The organism is Arenimonas sp. SCN 70-307 (genome assembly GCF_001724815.1).
GTDB lineage: Bacteria > Pseudomonadota > Gammaproteobacteria > Xanthomonadales > Xanthomonadaceae > Arenimonas.
The window spans coordinates 28,772-47,047 of the sequence record NZ_MEDO01000016.1 but is presented as its reverse complement, the minus strand read 5'-3'; the positions used below and the strand labels follow the sequence as shown (position 1 = coordinate 47,047).

The 18,276-nt window shown below is 71.0% G+C and carries 15 protein-coding genes, 1 pseudogene and 1 riboswitch; of the genes and pseudogenes, 5 read left to right on the top strand and 11 right to left on the bottom strand.

Annotated features, from left to right (window positions below; all coding sequences use genetic code 11):
- Positions 1-86 precede the first annotated feature (86 nt).
- From ABS41_RS09780 to ABS41_RS09750, 7 genes and pseudogenes are all read right to left on the bottom strand, one after another.
- Entirely contained in the window at positions 87-2,300 is a 2,214-nt protein-coding gene (locus ABS41_RS09780; protein ID WP_290593418.1) for an Ig-like domain-containing protein, read from the bottom strand.
- 126 nt (positions 2,301-2,426) lie between these two features.
- Positions 2,427-2,811: pseudogene (locus ABS41_RS09775) on the bottom strand (YkgJ family cysteine cluster protein).
- A gap of 34 nt (positions 2,812-2,845) precedes the next feature.
- A complete protein-coding gene (locus ABS41_RS09770) occupies positions 2,846-3,325 on the bottom strand; it encodes a hypothetical protein (protein WP_290593416.1) in 480 nt (159 codons plus the stop codon).
- A 23-nt stretch (positions 3,326-3,348) separates the two neighbouring features.
- Entirely contained in the window at positions 3,349-4,176 is an 828-nt protein-coding gene (gene queF, locus ABS41_RS09765; RefSeq protein ID WP_290593414.1) for an NADPH-dependent 7-cyano-7-deazaguanine reductase QueF, read from the bottom strand.
- Positions 4,177-4,234: 58 nt separating this feature from the next.
- Complete coding sequence (locus ABS41_RS09760; RefSeq protein ID WP_290593436.1) at positions 4,235-5,194, bottom strand: ribonucleotide-diphosphate reductase subunit beta; 960 nt, start codon at positions 5,192-5,194, stop codon at positions 4,235-4,237.
- A 47-nt stretch (positions 5,195-5,241) separates the two neighbouring features.
- Positions 5,242-7,623, bottom strand: coding sequence for a ribonucleoside-diphosphate reductase subunit alpha (locus tag ABS41_RS09755; RefSeq protein ID WP_290593412.1), 2,382 nt, complete (start codon positions 7,621-7,623; stop codon positions 5,242-5,244).
- Positions 7,624-7,841: 218 nt separating this feature from the next.
- Positions 7,842-8,079: riboswitch (cobalamin riboswitch) on the bottom strand.
- Positions 8,080-8,113: 34 nt separating this feature from the next.
- Entirely contained in the window at positions 8,114-9,415 is a 1,302-nt protein-coding gene (locus tag ABS41_RS09750; RefSeq protein ID WP_290593410.1) for an amidohydrolase, read from the bottom strand.
- Between the two features lie 88 nt (positions 9,416-9,503).
- Here ABS41_RS09750 and ABS41_RS09745 point away from each other — a divergent pair, with 88 nt between their 5' ends.
- Positions 9,504-10,094, top strand: coding sequence for a putative metal-binding motif-containing protein (locus ABS41_RS09745; protein WP_290593408.1), 591 nt, complete (start codon positions 9,504-9,506; stop codon positions 10,092-10,094).
- The gene (locus tag ABS41_RS09740; protein ID WP_290593406.1) at positions 10,091-10,594 is read left to right on the top strand and encodes a MopE-related protein; all 504 of its coding nucleotides are present in this window, start codon (positions 10,091-10,093) and stop codon (positions 10,592-10,594) included. The genes ABS41_RS09745 and ABS41_RS09740 overlap by 4 nt, the downstream gene beginning before the upstream one ends.
- Positions 10,595-10,610: 16 nt before the next feature.
- Here the strand turns inward: ABS41_RS09740 and zapE are convergent, their stop codons facing one another.
- The 4 genes from zapE to ABS41_RS09720 form a co-directional block, all read right to left on the bottom strand.
- Positions 10,611-11,714 carry a cell division protein ZapE gene (gene zapE / locus ABS41_RS09735; protein ID WP_290593404.1) on the bottom strand — a complete coding sequence of 368 codons (1,104 nt, stop codon included), beginning with the start codon at positions 11,712-11,714 and terminating at the stop codon, positions 10,611-10,613.
- The gene (locus ABS41_RS09730; RefSeq protein ID WP_290593402.1) at positions 11,707-12,378 is read right to left on the bottom strand and encodes an alpha/beta fold hydrolase; all 672 of its coding nucleotides are present in this window, start codon (positions 12,376-12,378) and stop codon (positions 11,707-11,709) included. The genes zapE and ABS41_RS09730 overlap by 8 nt, the downstream gene beginning before the upstream one ends.
- A gap of 16 nt (positions 12,379-12,394) precedes the next feature.
- The gene (locus tag ABS41_RS09725) at positions 12,395-14,158 is read right to left on the bottom strand and encodes an ExeM/NucH family extracellular endonuclease (protein WP_290593399.1); all 1,764 of its coding nucleotides are present in this window, start codon (positions 14,156-14,158) and stop codon (positions 12,395-12,397) included.
- Between the two features lie 65 nt (positions 14,159-14,223).
- Complete coding sequence (locus ABS41_RS09720) at positions 14,224-14,739, bottom strand: c-type cytochrome (RefSeq protein WP_290593397.1); 516 nt, start codon at positions 14,737-14,739, stop codon at positions 14,224-14,226.
- A 160-nt stretch (positions 14,740-14,899) separates the two neighbouring features.
- Between ABS41_RS09720 and ABS41_RS09715 the strand changes: the two genes are divergently transcribed.
- The 3 genes from ABS41_RS09715 (at position 14,900) to ABS41_RS09705 (ending at position 18,213) form a co-directional block, all read left to right on the top strand.
- Entirely contained in the window at positions 14,900-16,516 is a 1,617-nt protein-coding gene (locus ABS41_RS09715) for an MASE1 domain-containing protein (protein ID WP_290593395.1), read from the top strand.
- Entirely contained in the window at positions 16,513-17,355 is an 843-nt protein-coding gene (locus tag ABS41_RS09710) for a hypothetical protein (protein WP_290593394.1), read from the top strand. Before ABS41_RS09715 ends, ABS41_RS09710 begins: the two co-directional genes overlap by 4 nt.
- Before the next feature lie 231 nt (positions 17,356-17,586).
- Complete coding sequence (locus tag ABS41_RS09705) at positions 17,587-18,213, top strand: BON domain-containing protein (protein WP_290593393.1); 627 nt, start codon at positions 17,587-17,589, stop codon at positions 18,211-18,213.
- The last annotated feature ends 63 nt before the right edge of the window (positions 18,214-18,276 follow it).

Below are 18,276 nucleotides of genomic sequence, written 5' to 3'. Positions count from 1 at the left end.
AGCCCCGCATTGTCGCTGTTGTGCGCCCCCCGGGCAAAGATCCGCCGGGGTACGGCGCCGGCCGGGTGGCCGGCGCCGTGCTTGGCTCAGGGAATCTCGCCGCGCTCGTAGAAGTTCGGGCGCTCGGCGATGATCTGCGGGGCGTCCGTGAACGGGTTGCCGATCTGGAAATACAGCCGCTCGAGCACGTAGACGCGGTTGCCGTCGATGGCCACCGGCGTCCAGGTGCGCCGGCGCCAGAGCTGGCAGACCGGGTCGACGCCCACGTTGCAGCTGCTCACGATGCCCGAACCGTTGAAGTACGACAGCACCTCCTTGGCGCCGGCGTCGGCGCCGCTGGCGACGCCCCAGGTGACGGGCGGGAAGAACGAGGCCTGCGGCGTGCCGTCGGGCAGGTAGGACACCGACTCGAAGGTTCCGCTGCGCTGCGGGTCGTCATACATGCGCAGGAAGAACCCGAAGTCGCTGGCCAGGTCCGGCTGGAACTGGCTGATGTCGAAGCCCGAACGCCAGCGGCCCGGCAGCATCGCCTCGGTGAAGGCCGGCAGGCTGCCGTCCACGCGCGCCGCCAGGTTGTAGCTCGCCGCGCGCGCGCCGTCCGGGCGCGTGACCACGGTGAACAGGCCCTCGCCCTTGCGGCCGTCGGTCTGGTAGCGGCGGTACTGGTAGTTGAGCACCTCGCCGGTGACGGTGTTGGCCAGCGCCACGTTCAGGCGGCCGCCGCTGATCGACCAGGTGAAGCCGGGCGCGATCTGCGGGATGTCCACCTGCGAGGCATTGAAGTCGAACAGCGCGGCGATCCAGAAGATGCCCGTCGCGCCCGGCACGAAGCGCTGCGGTCCGTAGTGCGAGAGCATCATCGTGCCCAGCGACTCGCCGGCGGTGAACGGCAGTTCGCCCGCGCCATCCTCGAAGCCCAGCGCCCGGAAGCTGCTGGTGAAGGTGTCGTCCGGCGGGGTGGTGCAGCTGCCGGTCTGGTCGAGGAAGCTGCGCTCCTGCACCTGGGTGACGTTGAGGTAGTCGATGCCCGCGCCGTCCTGGATGCGCTCAAGGCGCAGGCCGACGGTGCGGAAGGTCACCTGCAGGTTCTGCGGCACCGGGCAGCCGGGCGAGGTCTGGTAGCCGAAGCCCAGCGACGGGCTGTCGAGGTCGGCCACCAGCGTGTTGCCGTCCAGGAACCAGTCCAGGCCCGGGCTGGTGTTGAAGTTGGCGCCCACGAGGTTGCCGCGGCCCGAGGTGGTCGAGGCCGTGACGCTGCCCAGCTCGAGCAGCAGCTGGCCACCGATGCCGATGCGGATGGTGCCCGTGTCGCCCGGGAAGACCAGCGCATAGCCGGACGGGATGCGCCCGGCCGAGAAGCCGGACAGTTCGCCGGCGCCGCTGCCGACTTCGGCCACGGTGTCCTCGAGCACGCCGGCGGGCAGTGCGCCGATGAACCCGACCAGCGCGTTCTCGTCGCTGATCAGCGCCAGCGGGCTGCGCACGCCCGGCGGCAGCGCGTAGCCCTCGTCCACCACCAGCTTGATCACCGCGGCCAGCTCGATCAGCTCGTCGATGTCGATGTTCTGGGTGAGCTGCTTGAGGCTGGCGTCGCTGGTCGGCGCGCGGCCGCCGTTGGCCTTGCCCAGCAGCACGAATTGCGCGGTCGAGAAGTGGGTGACGTTGACCTGGTTGTTCTCGTCCAGGGTCAGGATGCCGTCGCTGCCGGCCTCGGCGTCGAGGCGGGCGATTTCGCCCACCAGCGACACGAAGTCCACCGCGCCGCCGCTGGGCGAAGTGCCCACCGCGCTGACGCTGACGAAGGCATTGCCGGTGAGCGCGGCGATGTCGATGACGTAGTTGCCGTTCTCATCGGCCACGGCCACGAAGTCGAAGCCGCCGACCGAGACGGTGACGACGGCGCCCGGGATGGGTTCGTCCACCACCTGGCCGGCCATCGTCAGCGCGACGCCGCCGGCGCCGACGTTGACGGTGACGGTGCCCACGCGCGGCTGCGACTTGGGCGCCTGCACCATGTAGACGAACTGGTCGGAGCCGGTGAACCCGGCGTTGGGCGTGTAGCGAACCCGACCGTTCTCGACCTGTGCCTTGCCGTGGCGCGGCTTGTGGGCGTTGAGCAGGCGGATGTCGGGGCCGAGGCTGGCGCGGTCGTTGGCCAGCACGTCGACCACCACGGATTGGCCGGGCGCCGTGACGGCGAGGTCGGGTGCGGCTTCGGGAAGGTTGGGAGCGGCAAGAACGGGACCGGTGGATAGGGCGAACAGCAGCCCAAGCCGCCGGAGGCAGGCAGGTGCATTCATGGGTGGTCCCCTTGGCGAATCGGCCCACCCCCCTGGTGGACCGTACGCCGAACCAACGCCGGGTCGCGGACAACTCGGCCACGGTCCCCGGCCGGCGTCCGGAGGGGGGGGGGCGGCTCCCCCCGTTCAGGCGGCCTGGCCGGGCCCGGCGTCCTCGTCCGGATGGGCCCAGTCGGCGGGCGTCAGCGGCCGCAGGCCGTGGGCCAGGCGGCCCTTGTCGCACTGCGGGCTGTGCCGGCCGAACTCCCAGCTCGGCTCCACCTTGGCGGCAGACGCTGGGCCGGTTGGGGTAGATGCCGCAGTGACCGTCCACGCCGATGGTGCCGCGCAGGGCCACGCAGCGCGGGTTGGCGCCGTCGGTGCCGCGCATGGCCAGCTCGTGGCGGCGCAGCGGCACCACCAGGTCGGCGGGCGGCCCGTCGGGGTTGTCGGGCTGCACCTCCGACCAATGGAAGGACACGCGGAAGGTGGCGCAGCAGGCGCCACAGAGGATGCAGGGATGCTTGGACATGACGCGTCGCGTGACGCGCCGGGGTGCCGGCGCGCTATCGCACCTCGAAGGCGCGGGTCTCGACGACCCGGTCGTTGATCGCCACTTCGACGCGGTAGGCGCCGGTGGGCCAGGGATCGGGCTTGGAGACGGTGAAGCTGGCCACGGTCGGCGCCTCGGGGGCGAGGCTCTGGCCGGCCTTGGCCACCTCGGTGCCGTCGGCGGTGGTCCAGCGCGCCGACAGGGTCAGGCCGGGGCTGGTGCCGACGCCGACCACGGCGGCGTGGATCGTGTCGCCCGGGGCGAACACGTCGCGCGGGGCGGCCACGCGGCCTTCCTCGTCGAGGCGGCTGCCCAGCTCGACGGCCACCACGCGGAAGTCGCCGCTGGGCATGGGCGGTTCTTCGGGCAGGGTTTCCTCGGCGGCGGGCGCCTCGCCGGCCGCGGCCTGCGCGGGCGCCGCCTCTTCCTGCTTGCCGCAGGCGGCCAGGACCAGGATCGAAACCAGGGCGACGCAGGGCAGGGTGTTGCGCATGGGCTCTCCGGCGGGGCGGGCGGCTACTGGCGGTTGGTGCGCGGGTTGCCCGGCAGGGGCAGGCCCGGGGTGGCGCGGAAGGGGTTGATGTCCAGGCCGCCGCGCCGGGTGTAGCGAGCGTACACCGCCAGGCGCGTGGGCGCGCACTGGCCCAGGATGTCCATGAAGATGCGCTCGACGCAGCTTTCGTGGAAGTCGCTGTGCTGGCGGAAGCTGACCAGGTAGCGCAGCAGCCCGTCGCGGGCGATGCGCGGGCCGGCGTAGCGCACCTGCACGCTGGCCCAGTCGGGCTGGCCGGTGACCGGGCAGTTGGACTTGAGCAGGTGCGAGACCAGCACCTCGTCGGCCTTGAGCCCGGGGTCGGACGACAGGAATTCGGGGCGCGGCGGGCCGTAGTGGCTGATCTCGATGGGCAGGTCGTCGATGACGTCGCCTTCGAGGTTCTCGATCAGGGCCACGTTGCTCGAACCGGCCGGGGTGAGCACCACGCTGACCGGCGCGCCGGCGGCGGCCGAGAGGTCGGCCACCAGCTGCGCGCGCAGCGCGTCGGTGTCTGTGAAGCGGGCCATGGCATAGCTGCCGAGGTAGAGCTTGAGGCTCTTGGATTCGACCAGGTTCGGCGAGGCCGCCGGCACCCGCAGTTCGGCCAGCGCCACGCGCGGCTTGCCGCGGCCGTCGAGCCAGCTCAGTTCATAGGCGTTCCAGAAATCCACGCCGACGAAGGGCAGGTCCTCGCCCAGGCCAAGCGCGGCCCGCGCCTGGGCGCGGGGAATCGGGAACAGCAGGGTCGGGTCGTACTCGGCACCGTACTGGACGGGTTTGCCGAGGAGGCTGGCTTCAGGGGTCGTCATGCCGGCCATTTTACCCCCCGCCCGCTGGGATACGGACACTAAAAGCGACCCTGTCCCCCTAGAAGGCGGCGTCGAACTGGACGTCGCCCTGGATGCCGACCTGGTAGGCCGACACCCGGCGTTCGAAGAAGTTGGCCAGTTCCTGCACGTCCTGCAGGTCCATGAACGGGAAGGGGTTGCGGGCCTCGAAGCGCCTGGGCAGGCCGAGCTGGGCGAGGCGCTGGTCGGCCACGTATTCCAGGTACTGGCGCATGTCCCGGGTCGACAGCCCGGCCACGCCGCCGCTGAGTACGTCCTCGGCGAAGGCTTGCTCGCAGTCCACGGCCTCCTCGACCATCTTCACCACCTGGGCCTTGAGTTCGTCGTCGAACAGCCCGGGCTCCTCCTCGCGAACCGTGCGGATGACCTCGAAGGCAAAGGCCATGTGCCCGCTTTCATCGCGGAACACCCAGTTGGTGCCGCCCGCCAGCCCGTGCAGCAGCCCTCGCGAGCGCAGGTAGTACACGTAGGCGAAGGCGCCGAAGAAGAAGAGGCCCTCGATGCAGGCGGCGAAGCACACCAGGTTGAGCAGGAAGCGGCGTCGCTGCGCCGGGGTCTCGAGCCGCTGCAGCTCCTGCACGCTGTCCATCCAGCGGAAGCAGAACTCGGCCTTCTTGCGGATCGAGGGGATGTTCTCGACCGCCGCGAAGGCCCTGGCGCGCGCGGAAGGATCCGGCAGGTAGGTATCGAGCAGGGTGAGGTAGAACTGCACGTGCAGCGCCTCCTCGTACAGCTGGCGCGACAGGAACAGCCGCGCCTCGGGGGCGTTGATGTGCTGGTAGAGGTTGAGCACCAGGTTGTTGGCCACGATCGAGTCGCCCGTGGCGAAGAAAGCCACCAGCCGCTCCACCAGGTGCCGCTCGGCCGGCCCGAGCTTGTTGTGGAGGTCATTGGTGTCGAGCGAGAAGTCCACTTCCTCCACCGTCCAGGTGTTGCGGATGGCGTCGCGGTACATCTCGTAGAACCTCGGGTAGCGCATCGGCCGCAGGGTCAGGTTGAAGCCGGGGTCGAGCAAACGGGGGGCGGTCACTGGCAGGCCTCGCAGGTTTCGGGGTTCTCGAGCGAGCAGGCGACGGCCACCGCCGCCTCGACCGTGGTCTTGGCGATGCGGGTGGCGGGGCGCGAGCGCAAGTAGTAGGTGGTCTTCAGGCCCTGCTTCCACGCGTGCATGTACATGGAGGACAGCGCGCCGATGTTCGGGCTTTCCATGAACAGGTTCAGCGACTGGCTCTGGTCGATGTAGGCGCCGCGGTCGGCCGCCATGTCGATCAGCGAGCGCATCGGGACCTCCCACACCGTGCGGTAGACCGCCCGCAGCGTCGCCGGTATCTCGGCAATGCCCTGCACCGAGCCCTCGGCGAGCTTGATGCGGTCGCGCATCTCCGGCGTCCACAGCCCCAGCTGCTTGAGCTCGGCCACCAGGTGCCGGTTGACCTGCAGGAAGTCCCCGGAGAGGGTTTCGCGTTTGAACAGGTTGCTCACCTGCGGCTCGATGCATTCGTAGCAGCCGGCGATCGATGCGATCGTGGCCGTGGGGGCAATGGCCACCAGCAGTGAATTGCGGAGCCCGTGCTGCATGATGCGTCGGCGCAGCGCGTCCCAGCGCGCCGGCTCGGCCGGCTGCACGCCCCAGGCCTCGAACTGCAGCTCGCCATTTGCGGCGCGGGTCTCGTCGAAGTTCGGGTGCCGGCCACGCGCCTGGGCCAGCTCGCAGCTGGCCTCGAGCGCGTGGAAATAGATTTCCTCGGCGATGCGCGCCGACAGCGCGCGCGCCTCGGGCGCATCGAAGGGCAGGCGCAGGCGGAAGAAGACATCCTGCAGGCCCATGCAGCCCAGGCCCACCGGCCGCCAGCGCAGGTTGCCTCGGCGGGCGGTTTCGATCGGGTAGTAGTTCAGGTCGATCACCCGGTCGAGCTGGCGGACCGCCAGGCGCACCGTTTCGGCGAGCTTGCCGAAGTCGAACCCATCCTCGCCGAGGTGCTGGCCGAGGTTGATCGAACCCAGGTTGCACACCGCCGTTTCGTCGTCGGAGGTTACCTCGAGGATTTCGGTGCACAGGTTCGACAGGTGGATCACGTTGCCCGGGCGCGCGGTCTGGTTGCTGGCACGGTTGGACTTGTCCTTGAAGGTCATCCACCCGTTGCCGGTCTGGGCCAGCGTGCGCATCATCTTCGCGTACAGGTCGCGCGCGCGGATCGTCTTCACGGCCCGCCCGGCGGCTTCGGCCTGCTCGTAGGCGACTTCGAAGGCCTTGCCGTGCAGGTCGGTGAACTGCGGCACCGCCTTCGGGTCGAACAACGACCATGGCCCGTCGGCCTCGACCCGGCGCATGAACAGGTCCGGGATCCAGTGCGCCAGGTTGAGGTTGTGCGTGCGCCGGGCTTCGTCGCCGGTGTTGTCGCGCAGCTCGAGGAATTCCTCAACGTCGGCATGCCAGGGCTCGAGGTAAACGCAGGCGGCGCCTTTCCTTTTCCCGCCCTGGTTGACGGCCGCGACCGAGGCGTCGAGCGTCTTGAGCCAGGGCACGATGCCGTTCGAGTGACCGTTGGTGCTCCGGATCAGCGAGCCGCGCGAGCGCACCCGGGTGAATGCAACGCCGATGCCGCCGCTGAATTTGCTCAGCATCGCCACGTCGGCGTATTTGCGGTAGATCGACTCGAGCGTGTCCTCCGGCGAATCGAGCAGGAAGCAGCTCGAAAGCTGCTCGTGCGTGGTTCCGGCGTTGAACAGGGTCGGCGAGCTGGGCAGGTAGTCCAGGCTGGCCATGCGCCGGTACAGCGCCAGCGCCTCGGGAACGTCCTCGCTGAGGGCGCAGGCGATGCGCAGGAAGAACTGCTGCGGGGTTTCGATGACGGTGCGGGCGGTGGGGTGGCGAAGCAGGTAGCGGTCGTAGAGCGTACGCAGGCCGAAGTAGTCGAAGCGACGGTCGAGCGAGGCATCGAGCGCATCGTTGAGCTTGCGGGCATTGGCTTGCACGAAGGCCAGCAGGCGGTCGCCCACCAGGCCCAGCTCGTGTCCACGGGCCACCGACTGCGAGAAGGCGTGGATTTCCTGGCCCGCCACTTCCTTGCCGATGCATTCGGCCAGCAAACGTGCAGCGAGGCGCCCGTACTCGGGCTCCTCGGCGGTGAGCAAGGCCGCGGTGCGGATGGAGAGTTCGTCGAGCTCGCGGGTGCTGGCGCCGTCGTACAGGCCGGAAATGGTGCGGGTGGCCACGCGCATCGGGTCGACGGCGTGCAGGCCGTCGCAGTGGCGCTGCACGGCGCGCACGATCTTGTTGAGGTCCACCGGCTCGCGCCGGCCGTTGCGTTTGGTGACGGTCATGCCCAGCGCGGTGGCGGGCGGGGTGAGGACGAATTGCGGCGCGTCGTCCTCGACGGGGGCGACGGCGGGGCTGGCAGGGTTCATGGCGTTCTCCGGTGCGTTGCGCACGGTCGCCGCCCCTCCCTCGGAAGGCGGCGCGCGGGAACGCGGCGAAGGCGCAATACGCGCCATCGCGGCCACGCCCCCGCGGGCGTCGGGTCGACAGGGAGGACGGAGAACGGGTGTCGCAGCCGGCGGGACGCGGCGCCACGACACCGGCGCCGTCTCCCCCCGGAGACCCTTGGGCCGGTCACCGCGCGGCGTGCATTCGCGCGGCTGTCGGCAGGTCTTCGGACTCGTGGACGCGAGGCGCGGGCGCCTCCCCTACTGGCCGTCGCTTCCCAGGCGTCTGCAGGCGGGCCTTCAGGCCCGACCCACACTCCCAGTGCTCATGACGGCGGTCGTTTCCACATACCGCTGCGGGGCAGTGCCGGATTCCCACCGGCTTCCCTATTAACCCAAGCGCTGGTGGCGCCCGGGACCGACGAGCCCAAGATAGTGGGCCCCGCCCCCACAGGTCAAACCGGGGACAGGGTCAGTCGGTCTCGTGGAGGTAGTCGAGGGCGACCTGGAGCATGGCGCGGGTGCCGACCTTGAGGGCCTGCTCGTCGAGGAAGAACTCCGGCGAGTGGTTGGAGGGGGCCTTGAGCGGGTCCTGGCCGGGCGGGGTGGCGCCGACGAAGAAGAAGAAGCCGGGCACCTCGCGGGCGTAGTAGCTGAAGTCCTCGGCGCCCATGTTCAGGTCCATTTCCACCACGTTCGACGCGCCGAGGGCCTTCTCGAGGCTGGGCACCAAACGCGCGGTCAGCGCCGGGTGGTTCACCGTAACCGGGTTGCCCTTGGTGTCGGGCACCTGGGCGATGGCGGTGGCGCCGTGGGCGGCGGCGACCTTTTCGGCCACGTTCCTGAGGTCGGCGAACACCTGCTGGCGCATGCCTTCGTCGAAGGTGCGGATGGTGCCCACCATCTCCACCTCGTCCGGGATGATGTTGAAGCGCACGCCGCCCTTGATGGCGCCGAAGGTGACCACCACCGGCTGCTTGCTGATGTTCTGGCGCCGGCTGACGATGGTCTGGGCGGTGCCGATCACGTCGGCCGCGGCCACGATCGGGTCCACGCCGCCCCAGGGGCGCGAGCCGTGCGTCTGCCGGCCCTTGATGACGATGTTGAAGCGGTCGGAAGCCGCCATCGCCGGGCCGCTGCGCCAGCCCACCTGGCCGGCGTTGAGCGTGCTGAACACGTGCAGGCCGAACACCGCCTCGGGCCTGAAGTCGTCGAAGATGCCCTGCTTGAGCATTTCCTCCGCGCCGCCGTCCTCGCCATCCGGCGGGCCTTCCTCGGCCGGCTGGAAGATGAAGAGCACCTCGCCCGCGAGCTCGTCCTTGCGTGCGGCCAGCGCCTCGGCCACGCCCATCAGGATGCCCACGTGGGCGTCGTGGCCGCAGGCGTGCATCACGCCCACGGTTTCGCCGTTGAACACGCCCGTGGCCTTCGAGGCGAAGGGCAGGCCGGTACGCTCGGTGACCGGCAGCGCGTCCATGTCGGCGCGCAGGGCGATGCGCGGACCCGGTTTGCCGCCGCGAAGCACGGCGGTGACGCCGGTGGTGGCGATGCCGGTGCGCACGTCCTCCAGGCCGATGGCGCGCAGGTGCTCGGCCACCAGCTTGGCCGTGCGCACCTCGCGGTTGCCCAGCTCCGGGTTCTGGTGGATGTCGCGGCGCCAGGCCTGCACCTTGGCATCGACCGACGAAGCCATGGCCTCGACGTCGGGCGCCTGGGCGAAGGCAGGGCCGCAGAGCGCGGCGGCGAGGGCGGAAACAAGCAGCAAGCGGCGCATTTCGGGTCCCCTTCGAGGCGTCGGCCGATGCTAGCATGCGCCCAGGCGCGGCCCCGGCCGCGCCGCCCGCCATCGCAGGGGAAACGCCATGAGACCGTTCGTGCTCGCTCTGGTGGTTTTGTTCGCCGGCCTCTCCGCCGCGCCCTCGGCGCAGGAGAACAAGCCGCCCGGGAGCGAGGCCAAGCCTGCCCCCGCCGCGCACACGCTGCGGCCCGGGGTGGCGTCGAAGCTGGGCACGCCGGCCGCCCGCGTCGCGCAGCCGCCGGGGGATTTCAAACGACAGCTCGGCGTGCGCGGCGGCATGGACTACGAGCAGCTGCGCAAGCTGCGCCTGCAGGCCGAGCGCGACGCCGAGGCCGCGCTGCGCCCGCCCGCGGTGGTGCCGCAGAACCGGCGCGACTACCGCCGCCAGCCGGCCGACTGCGACGACCGCGACCGCAGCGTGCACCCGAACCAGGTCGAGGTGTGCAACTTCAAGGACGACAACTGCGACGGCCAGGTGGACGAAGGCGTGACCTGGACGCTCTGGCGCGACCAGGACGGCGACGGCTTCGGCGATTCGCGCTATCCCGTGGCCACCTGCCCGGTGGGCCAGGCCCTGTCCAACCTCTCGCTCAACGACCGCGATTGCGACGATACCGATCCCGCCCGCAATCCCAGCCTGGGGACCTGCCCATGAACCGCCACTTCTTCGCCGCCGCGCTCGTGCTGGCCAGCTTCGCGGGCGCCGCCGTCGCCCAGGATCCCGTGCGCGTGCGCGTGGGCAGCGGTGGCGACAAGGCCCCGGTGGTGCGCATCGCCGGCCAGGACATCTGCACCCGCGACAGCCAGTGCAGCGACGGCGTCTTCTGCAACGGCGCCGAGCGCTGCGCGCCGCAGGCCGCCAATGCCGACCGCCGCGGCTGCGTGGCCGGCAGCCCGCCATGCCGCCAGGGCGAAACCTGCGTGGAGCAGGGCGACCGCTGCCGCGTCGGCGTCTGCGACGTGCCCGATGCCGATGGCGACGGTCATGCGGCCATCGCCTGCGGCGGCGACGACTGCGACGACACCGATCCCAACCGCAACCCGGGCCGGACCGAGATCTGCGACGCCCAGGGCATCGACGAGGACTGCGACACGAGCACCGTCGGCGACCGCGACGACGACGGCGACGGCTTCATCGACGCGATGTGCCGCTGAGCCCGCCGGCCCGAGCCTAGGGCCGGTGTTCGCGCGCCAGGTACTCGGCGCTGCGCATCTCGATCAGGCGCGAGGCGGTGCGCTCGAATTCCTGGCGCAGCTTGTCGCCGGCGTAGAGCCAGACCGGCTCGGCCGCGGCGCTGAGCAGCAGGTTCACGTTGCGGTCGTAGAGCTCGTCCACCAGGTGCACGAAGCGGCGCGCGGCGTTGTCGTGGGTGGCGTCGAGCACCGGGACGTTCGAGACCAGCACGGTGTGGAAGTCGCGGGCGACCTCGATGTAGTCGGCGGCGGCGCGCGGGCCCTCGCACAGCGCCGCGAAGTCGAACCAGGCGATACCCTCGGCCATCGCGCGCACGGCGATGGCGCGGCCGTTGACCACCAGCGGCCCGTCCTCGCCCGGGCAGTCGGCCGACAGGCGCGCGTAGTGCTCGGCCAGGCCCTGCTCGGCGGCGTCGCCCAGCGGCGTGAGGTAGGTTTCGGCGCGGGTGAGCTGGCGCAGGCGGTAGTCCTGCGGGCTGTCGAGGAAGTGCACGACGCAGTGCTTTTCCAGCAGCGCGATGGCCGGCAGGAAGCGCGCGCGCTGCAGGCCGTCCCGGTAGAGGTTCTTCGGTTCGGTGTTGGAGGTGGTGGCCAGCACCACGCCGCGCGCGAACAGGCGCTCGAGCAGGCGGCCGAGGATCATCGCGTCGGCAATGTCGGAGACGATGAACTCATCGAGCACCAGCAGGCGCAGTTCGTCGGCCAGCTGGTCGGCGACCACGGCCACGGTGTCGGCGGTGTCGTCGGGCAGCGCCTGGATGCGTGCGTGCACCTCGACCATGAAGCGATGGAAGTGCCAGCGCCGGCGCGGCAGCGCGCCGAGCTGGTCGTAGAGCAGGTCGTTGAGGAAGGTCTTGCCGCGGCCCACGCCGCCCCACAGGTAGAGCCCGCGCACGTCGCCGGGGCCGCGCCCGAACAGGCGCTTCCACGCGGGCAGCGATTCGCGCGCGAGAAGTTCGCGGTGGATGCGGTCGAGTTCGGCCAGCGCCGGGCGCTGCGCCGGGTCGTCCTGCCAGCGGCCGCTGGCGACGCCGGCGGCATAGGCCTGCGACGGCGGCCGGGCCGCCGCGGCTTCAGCCATGGCGCGGCGGCGGCAGGTTCTTGCGCACGCCGTTCTTGATCGCGCCGCGCAGGTCCATCAGGCGTCGATGGAAGAAGTGGCTGGTGTCGGGCATCTTCACCAGCGAGGGCTTGTGCTCGAGGCCGTCGATCCAGGCGTAGACCTTCTGCGGGTCCACCACCTCGTCGGCGTCGGGCATCACCACCAGCCAGGGGCAGTTGGGCGGCTGCACGCCGGAAAAATCGCGGAAACCCACCGGCGGCGCCAGCGAGATCATCTGTTTCACCGGCAGCTGGCGCGCGCCCTGCAGGGCCACCCAGCTGCCGAAGGAAAAGCCCGCCAGCCACAGCGCGTCGTCGGGGCGCACCTTGCGCACCCAGTTGGCCACCGCCAGCAGGTCCAGGATTTCGCCGCGGCCTTCGTCCCAGCTGCCTTCCGACTTGCCGACACCGCGGAAATTGAAGCGCACCGCCGCCAGGCCGAGCTCGCTGACCGCGCGCGCGGCCATCGTGACCACCTTGTTGTGCAGGGTGCCGCCCTCGGGCGGGTTGGGGTGGCAGACCACGGCCACGCCGGCGCGCTCCTGCCCTTCCTCGGGCAGGTCCACCATCAGCTCGAGCAGGCCGGCCGGGCCGGGGATCAGCAGCGGGCCGGATTCGGTCGGGAAGGCGGGCAGGGCGTCCATGCGCGGATCATAGCCCTTAGCGGGCCAGGTCGAGGCCCAGCAGCAGCGGGTCGTGGTCGGAGGCGCGCCAGGGGCCGTCGGGATCAAGCCCCGAAACGTAGCCGAACGCGTCGGCTTCGTCGGCGTTCGAATGCCATTCGGCGGCACCGCGCAGGCGGTCGGCCAGGCCGGCGTCGAGCAGGGCGTGGTCGAGCCGGCCCGACAGGCCCTGGAAGACATAGGAGTAGGGCCGCTCAAGCTTCATGCGGGCGAAGGCGTCCTGCCAGCCCTCGTCGCGCAGCAGGCGCATCGGGTCTTCCTGGGCGTAGGCGTTGAAGTCGCCGATCAGCACGTGGCCGGCCGGCCGGGTGCCGGTGGGGTCCTTGGCCAGCCAGGCGTTCAGCAGGCGGGCGGACTCGACCCGGGTGGCGTTGAAGCAGGCCTGGCCGTCGCCCTGGTCGACATCGCCGTCGCGGGCCTCGCCGCAGCCGCCCTTGGATTTGAAGTGGTTGGCGACCACCACGAACACCGGGCCGCGGCCGGCGCGGAAGGCCTGGGCCAGCGGCACGCGGCTGCGGTCGCGGAACGGGCCCTCGGCCAGCAGGGCCGGGCGGCCCACCGGAGTGAAGCGGCTGGTGCGGTAGACCATGCCGACGCGGATCGGGTTGTCGCCCGGGCCGGTGCCGGTGTCGATGAAGCGCCAGTCCCGGTGCGGGCCGGCGGCGTTGAGCGCGGCCACGAAGCCGGCGATGGACGAGTCCGGGCCGTAGCCGTCGTTCTCGATCTCCATCAGCGCGGCCAGGTCCGGGTCCAGGGCCTGCACCGTGGCCACCAGCTTGGCCTGCTGGCGCAGGTAGTCGGCTTCGGTGGCGGCGCCGCGCGCGGTGGGGAAGCCACCGCCCTGGCCGTCGCCATTGAACAGGTTGAGCAGATTGAAGCCGGCGATGCGGCGGTCGCCGCCGACCTCCGGCGGCGCCGGGCGCGGCGCCTGCTCGATGCTGCCCAGGGCCTCCGACAGCTGCAGGCGGTAACCGCCGAAACGCTGGTCCACCACGCCGGTGACGCCGCCGAGCACGCTGCCCACGCGCAGCGGCGCGTCGGCCTGCAGGCGCTTGCCGGGCAGGAACCACAGGGTCTTCGGGTCGCGGCTGGTGCGGCCGTCGTCGAGGCGCAGCATCAGGCGGGCGTTCTCGGCGGCGATGCCGCGCGCGGCCGGGCCGGGCGGGGCCATCTCCGTGGGCGCGAACAGGCGGCCGTCGAAACTCACGCGCAGTTCGCCGAAGCGCGACAGGTCTTCGTTGCCGGTGACGGTGAGCGGGGTGGTGATGGTCACCAGCATGCCTTCGTAGCGCTCCCAGTCGCCCGGGCTGGGCGGGGCGCTGGCCAGGGCCAGCGGCGTCACGTCGCCGCGGCCCAGCACCTCGACCTCGCGCGGTTCGATGGCCGTGAGCGTATTGCCGGCGTCGCCCAGTTCGGCCACGGTGCCGAGCACCCGCACGCGGTCGCCGACCCGCAGCTTCGGTTGCGCGTCGTCGGGCTGGGGAAGGAACAGGCCTTCCGAGGTCGCCGGGTCGGCGTCCGGCGCTTCGGATTGCAGGAACACGCCGTCGAGTCCGCCGAAGCGCGCCGACACCAGGCCTTCGACCACCACTTCGCGGCCCTCGAGCGGGCTGCGCTGGCCGGAGCCCTGAACCACGGCGATCGCCACGGGTCCGGCCGGGGCCGGATCGGAAGCCAGCTCGCCGGGCGGCGGCGTGCAGCCGGCCAGCAGCAGGGCGAGGAACAGGGGCGGACGGCGCATGCGGATCTCCGGAAACGAAGACGCCGCCCGGAGGCGGCGTCTGGTGCAAGGGCGTGGGGCCAAGCTTACTGCAGGTTGTCGACCATCCACTGCACGGTGGCGATGACCTGCTCGTCGCTCAGGTTCGGGTTGCCGCCCTTGGCGGGCATCACGCCGGCGGCGCCCTGGAAACCCTCGATGGCGTGCTTGTTGAGCGTCTCCATGCCCTGGGCGATGCGGGCGGTCCAGTCGCCGCGCACCATCTTGGGCGCGCCGGCCACGCCGGCCGTGTGGCAGGCGCCGCAGAGCGCGTCGTAGATGACCTTGCCGTCGAGCGTGCCGTCGTAGGCGACCTGGCCGGCCGACGCGGCGGCGGCCTGGGCGGCAGCGGCGGCCTGGGCGGCGGCACCGGTGGAGCCCGCGTACACGGCGCCGACCGGGCTGACGCGCGCAACCATCGCGGCCTCGGCCACCGGGTTGGGCTCCGGCTCCTGCAGGTTGTTGAAGTACATGCCGAGCAGGATCAGCCCGAGCGTGACGACGGCCAGGAAGACGATGACCATCGAGAAGTGCTTGAGGAAGACCAGATCGTGGTTGCGCACGGGAAGTCCTGAGGTCGGGCCGGGGCCCTGTGGATAAGAGACCCGCGATTATATCGGCCCCATCCCTTCCAAGTGAAGTTTCGGCGTCCGGGCCCGTCTTCACGTGGTGGTCGGGTAGCATGGACGGGCCGGGACGACCGGCGGGGGAATCACGCGAACGATGGCTTGGCAGCCACTGGCACTGCTGCAGGATGCAGGCCCCGGCCGGAACGGTCGGTGGGCGCTGCTTTCGCTGCTGGCCCTGCTGGCCTGGCTCGGCCTGGAGCAATTGTCGGCCCAGCTGTGGTTCCTGCCCGCGGGCCTGCGCCTGGCCCTGCTCTGGCTGACCCCGACCCGACGCTGGGGTTGGCTGGCCCTTGCCGAAGTGGTGGGCCAGGCCATCAAGTCCGTACTGCTGGGCTACGCCCTGTTCACCACCACCTTCCTGGCCGTGTGCGTGGCGCCGTGGCTGGTCTACGCCGCGGTGGTGTACCTGCTGCGCGGCAGCCAGCCGGCCCCGCCGCCCGATTCGCCCACCCGCATGCTGCTGTTCCTGCTGGCCGGCCTGCTGGGCGCGGCCGGCGTGTCGCCGCTGCTGTGGATGTTCCTGGTCACCTACCCCATGAGCACGGCCGATTCGCTGGCCAGCATGTTCGCCTTCATGTACGGCGACCTGATCGGCCAGCTGGCGCTGGCACCGCTTCTGGCCGCGCTGGCGCACGGCAGCCTGCGCCGCTCGCGCCACGCCGGCCTGGTGCGCGACCTGATGCTGGTGCTGGCGGCGGCCGTGGCGATGTTCCTGCTGTTGCAGGCTTACGCCGACCTGGCGATGTACGTGCTCTTGCTGGCTTTCGCGCCGCTGTTCTTCCTGGGCTTCCGCCAGGGCTGGGCCGGCAGCGCACTGGGCACCACCTTGCTGGGCGTGACCATCCAGGCCCTGGTGCAGACCGGCCTGCTGACCGTGGACGTGACCATGCTGCAGCTCGTGCTGGCCGTGGTGGGCGGCGGCGCGCTGGTGCTGGGCGCGGCCAGCACGGCGTTGCGCCACAGCCACGAAGAGCTGGCCGCGCGCCACGCCGAGCTGGCGGCCAAGACCCAGGAGCTCGAGCAGCTGGCGGGCGAGCTGGGCGAAGTCGGCCAGCGCCTGGTGCGGCTCGAGGAGCAGGGCCAGCGCGAGCTCGCCAGCGAACTCGAATACGAACTGGGCCACGCCATCCACGCGCTGGGCACGCGCATCAGCCTGGCCTTCCGCGACGTGCGCGACGAACAGGGCACGCGCCTGCTCGAGTCGCTGCGCGAACAGGTGCGCGAGATCCAGGACAGCCTGCGCCGCGCGCTGCGCCAGCTGCGGCCGCCGCAGCTCGACAGCCACGGCCTGCGCCAGGCGCTCGAAACCGGCCCGCTGCGCGACATGCTCGACGACAGCGGCGTGCTGTTCGAGCCGCGCTTCGAGGGCGACGTGGACGCGCTGGGCGAAGACGCCCGCACCACCGTCTACCGCATCTGCCAGGCGGCGGTGCGCGAGGCGGTGCGCCTGGAGATGGTGCGGCGCTTCGTGCTCGTGCTGTCGGTGCAGCGCGGCCAGGCCGGGCAGGCGGTGGAGCTGGTGGTGGACCTGGAGTTCTCGCCCTATGCCCAGCACCTTCCGCCGCTCGAGCAGGTGCCGGGCATCAAGGACCGCGTGATGGCCGTGCAGGGCGACTACCTGCTCGAACCGCAGGTGCATGCGCACCGCCACCAGGTGCGCTTCCTGGCCAGCGGCCGGACCAATTCCCTCTCACAAGGAAACACCGCATGAAGAAGGCGTTGCTGGCGTTCGTCGCCGCTTGCACCGTGGCGGCCTGCGCCGGCACCCCCACCCGCCCGGTGGAACAGGCCGCCGCCGCGCCGCAGCGGCCCTTCATCGAACGCAGCCTGGTGCTGGCGCCGGAGCGCGTGGGCGCCTTCACGCTGGTGGGGATGGGCGACTTCGAGGGCGCGCCGCAGGCCGGCGCCAGCGTGCGCTACCGGCACGACGACGTGCCCGAGGTGGTCCTGGACGTGTTCGTGTACCCGGTGGGGCGGATGGACCGCGGGGAGGCGCTGGACTACGGCATGCGCACCACGCGCGCCGACATCGACCGCGCGGCGGCGCAGGGCGCGTATTCCGACGTTGAGTACGCCGACGAGCAAGCCTTCGACCTCGGCACCGTCGACGAGGACGGCAGCGCCGGCCCGGTGGGCAAGGACGGCCCAGACCTCGGCCGCCGCCAGGCCCTGCGTTACGTGCGCAAGGAAGGGCCGATGGATTCGCTGATCTTCATGTTCCACCGCGGCCTGTTCCTCCACAAAGGCCGCCTGAGCGCGCTGCCCAAGCGGGTTCCGCAGGAGAACTTCGACCGCTTCGCCAACCACGCGATGGCGACGCTGGTGCCGGCGATCGAAGTGCGCAGCACCGGTGGCTGCACAAGCCACGACATCTACGTCGACCCGAAGCTGGATGGCGAGGCGATGCAGGCGCAGCTACTCGCCGGCGTGGAGCGAACCGCGCGCCTGCAGAAGGAAGAGAACTGCGCGGGCGAACTCGACACCAGCGTGCCCGGGGGCATGCGCGGCCAGCTGCTGGTGTTCCCGCCGGAAATGTGGCGCCGCGACTGAATCCGCCGGGAAACGTTCATGTTTTCGCAAATGGTTGACGCGGCTTGGTAAAAAGCCGCGCGGCGAAGCGCGCGCGAACGAAATAAAAACATCCGCTTCAGTTTTTGTTGCGTTCTTGGCGCACAACCTCGGCCCCACGTTCGACGGACGTGCTGGCGATCCCCCGGTCGCCCCGTCGGGCCAGGCCCACCGGGCCGTTCCCCCCGAAACGTTCAAAAGGAGAAGAGCCCCATGAACGCGATCAAGACTTCCCTGCTCGCCACCGCCATCGCCCTGGGTTTCGGCGCCGCTTCCGCGTCCGCCCAGGCCGAGGAACAGCGCGCCGAGCGCACCGCGAGCCAGGTGGCCACCGATGCCGCCATCACCGCCTCGGTGAAGACCAAGCTGCTCGCCGACGACCGCACCAAGGGCTTCGACATCAACGTCGACACCTGGAACGGCGTGGTCACCCTGACCGGCGGCGCCGACAGCCAGGCCGCCAAGCTCGCCGCCAGCGAACTCGCCGGCCGGGCCGAGAACGTGGTGCTGATCAAGAACAACCTGGTCGTGGCCGCCCCGGGCAGCGAGGCGCGCCAGGACGCCAACACCGCCACCCTGTCGGGCGAACTGCGCGAGGGCATGGACGAGGCCGGCGACGGCATCGACGACGCCTGGATCGCCACCAAGGTCAAGAGCCAGCTGCTTGCCGACGAGCAGGTGAAGGGCACCGACATCAATGTCGACGTCAAGGGCAACGTGGTGACCCTGACCGGCACCGCGCCCAGCCTCGAGGCCCGCAACAAGGCGGTCGAGCTGGCCCAGTCCACCCGCGGCGTGCGCAGCGTGGTGGCCACCGGGCTGCGCGTGGTGCGCGAGTAAGCGCCAGCGCGCCATCCATGTCAGAGTGGACGGCGACGGCCGGGCCTCCGGGCCCGGCCGTTT

Bases quoted from the DNA above. Each gene is read 5' to 3' on its own strand.
- ABS41_RS09780 (WP_290593418.1), bottom strand. From the start codon at position 2,300: ATGAATGCACCTGCCTGCCTCCGGCGGCTTGGGCTGCTGTTCGCCCTA.
- ABS41_RS09770 (WP_290593416.1), bottom strand. From the start codon at position 3,325: ATGCGCAACACCCTGCCCTGCGTCGCCCTGGTTTCGATCCTGGTCCTG.
- queF (WP_290593414.1), bottom strand. From the start codon at position 4,176: ATGACGACCCCTGAAGCCAGCCTCCTCGGCAAACCCGTCCAGTACGGT.
- ABS41_RS09760 (WP_290593436.1), bottom strand. From the start codon at position 5,194: ATGCGCTACCCGAGGTTCTACGAGATGTACCGCGACGCCATCCGCAAC.
- ABS41_RS09755 (WP_290593412.1), bottom strand. From the start codon at position 7,623: ATGAACCCTGCCAGCCCCGCCGTCGCCCCCGTCGAGGACGACGCGCCG.
- ABS41_RS09750 (WP_290593410.1), bottom strand. From the start codon at position 9,415: ATGCGCCGCTTGCTGCTTGTTTCCGCCCTCGCCGCCGCGCTCTGCGGC.
- ABS41_RS09745 (WP_290593408.1), top strand. From the start codon at position 9,504: ATGAGACCGTTCGTGCTCGCTCTGGTGGTTTTGTTCGCCGGCCTCTCC.
- ABS41_RS09740 (WP_290593406.1), top strand. From the start codon at position 10,091: ATGAACCGCCACTTCTTCGCCGCCGCGCTCGTGCTGGCCAGCTTCGCG.
- zapE (WP_290593404.1), bottom strand. From the start codon at position 11,714: ATGGCTGAAGCCGCGGCGGCCCGGCCGCCGTCGCAGGCCTATGCCGCC.
- ABS41_RS09730 (WP_290593402.1), bottom strand. From the start codon at position 12,378: ATGGACGCCCTGCCCGCCTTCCCGACCGAATCCGGCCCGCTGCTGATC.
- ABS41_RS09725 (WP_290593399.1), bottom strand. From the start codon at position 14,158: ATGCGCCGTCCGCCCCTGTTCCTCGCCCTGCTGCTGGCCGGCTGCACG.
- ABS41_RS09715 (WP_290593395.1), top strand. From the start codon at position 14,900: ATGGCTTGGCAGCCACTGGCACTGCTGCAGGATGCAGGCCCCGGCCGG.
- ABS41_RS09710 (WP_290593394.1), top strand. From the start codon at position 16,513: ATGAAGAAGGCGTTGCTGGCGTTCGTCGCCGCTTGCACCGTGGCGGCC.
- ABS41_RS09705 (WP_290593393.1), top strand. From the start codon at position 17,587: ATGAACGCGATCAAGACTTCCCTGCTCGCCACCGCCATCGCCCTGGGT.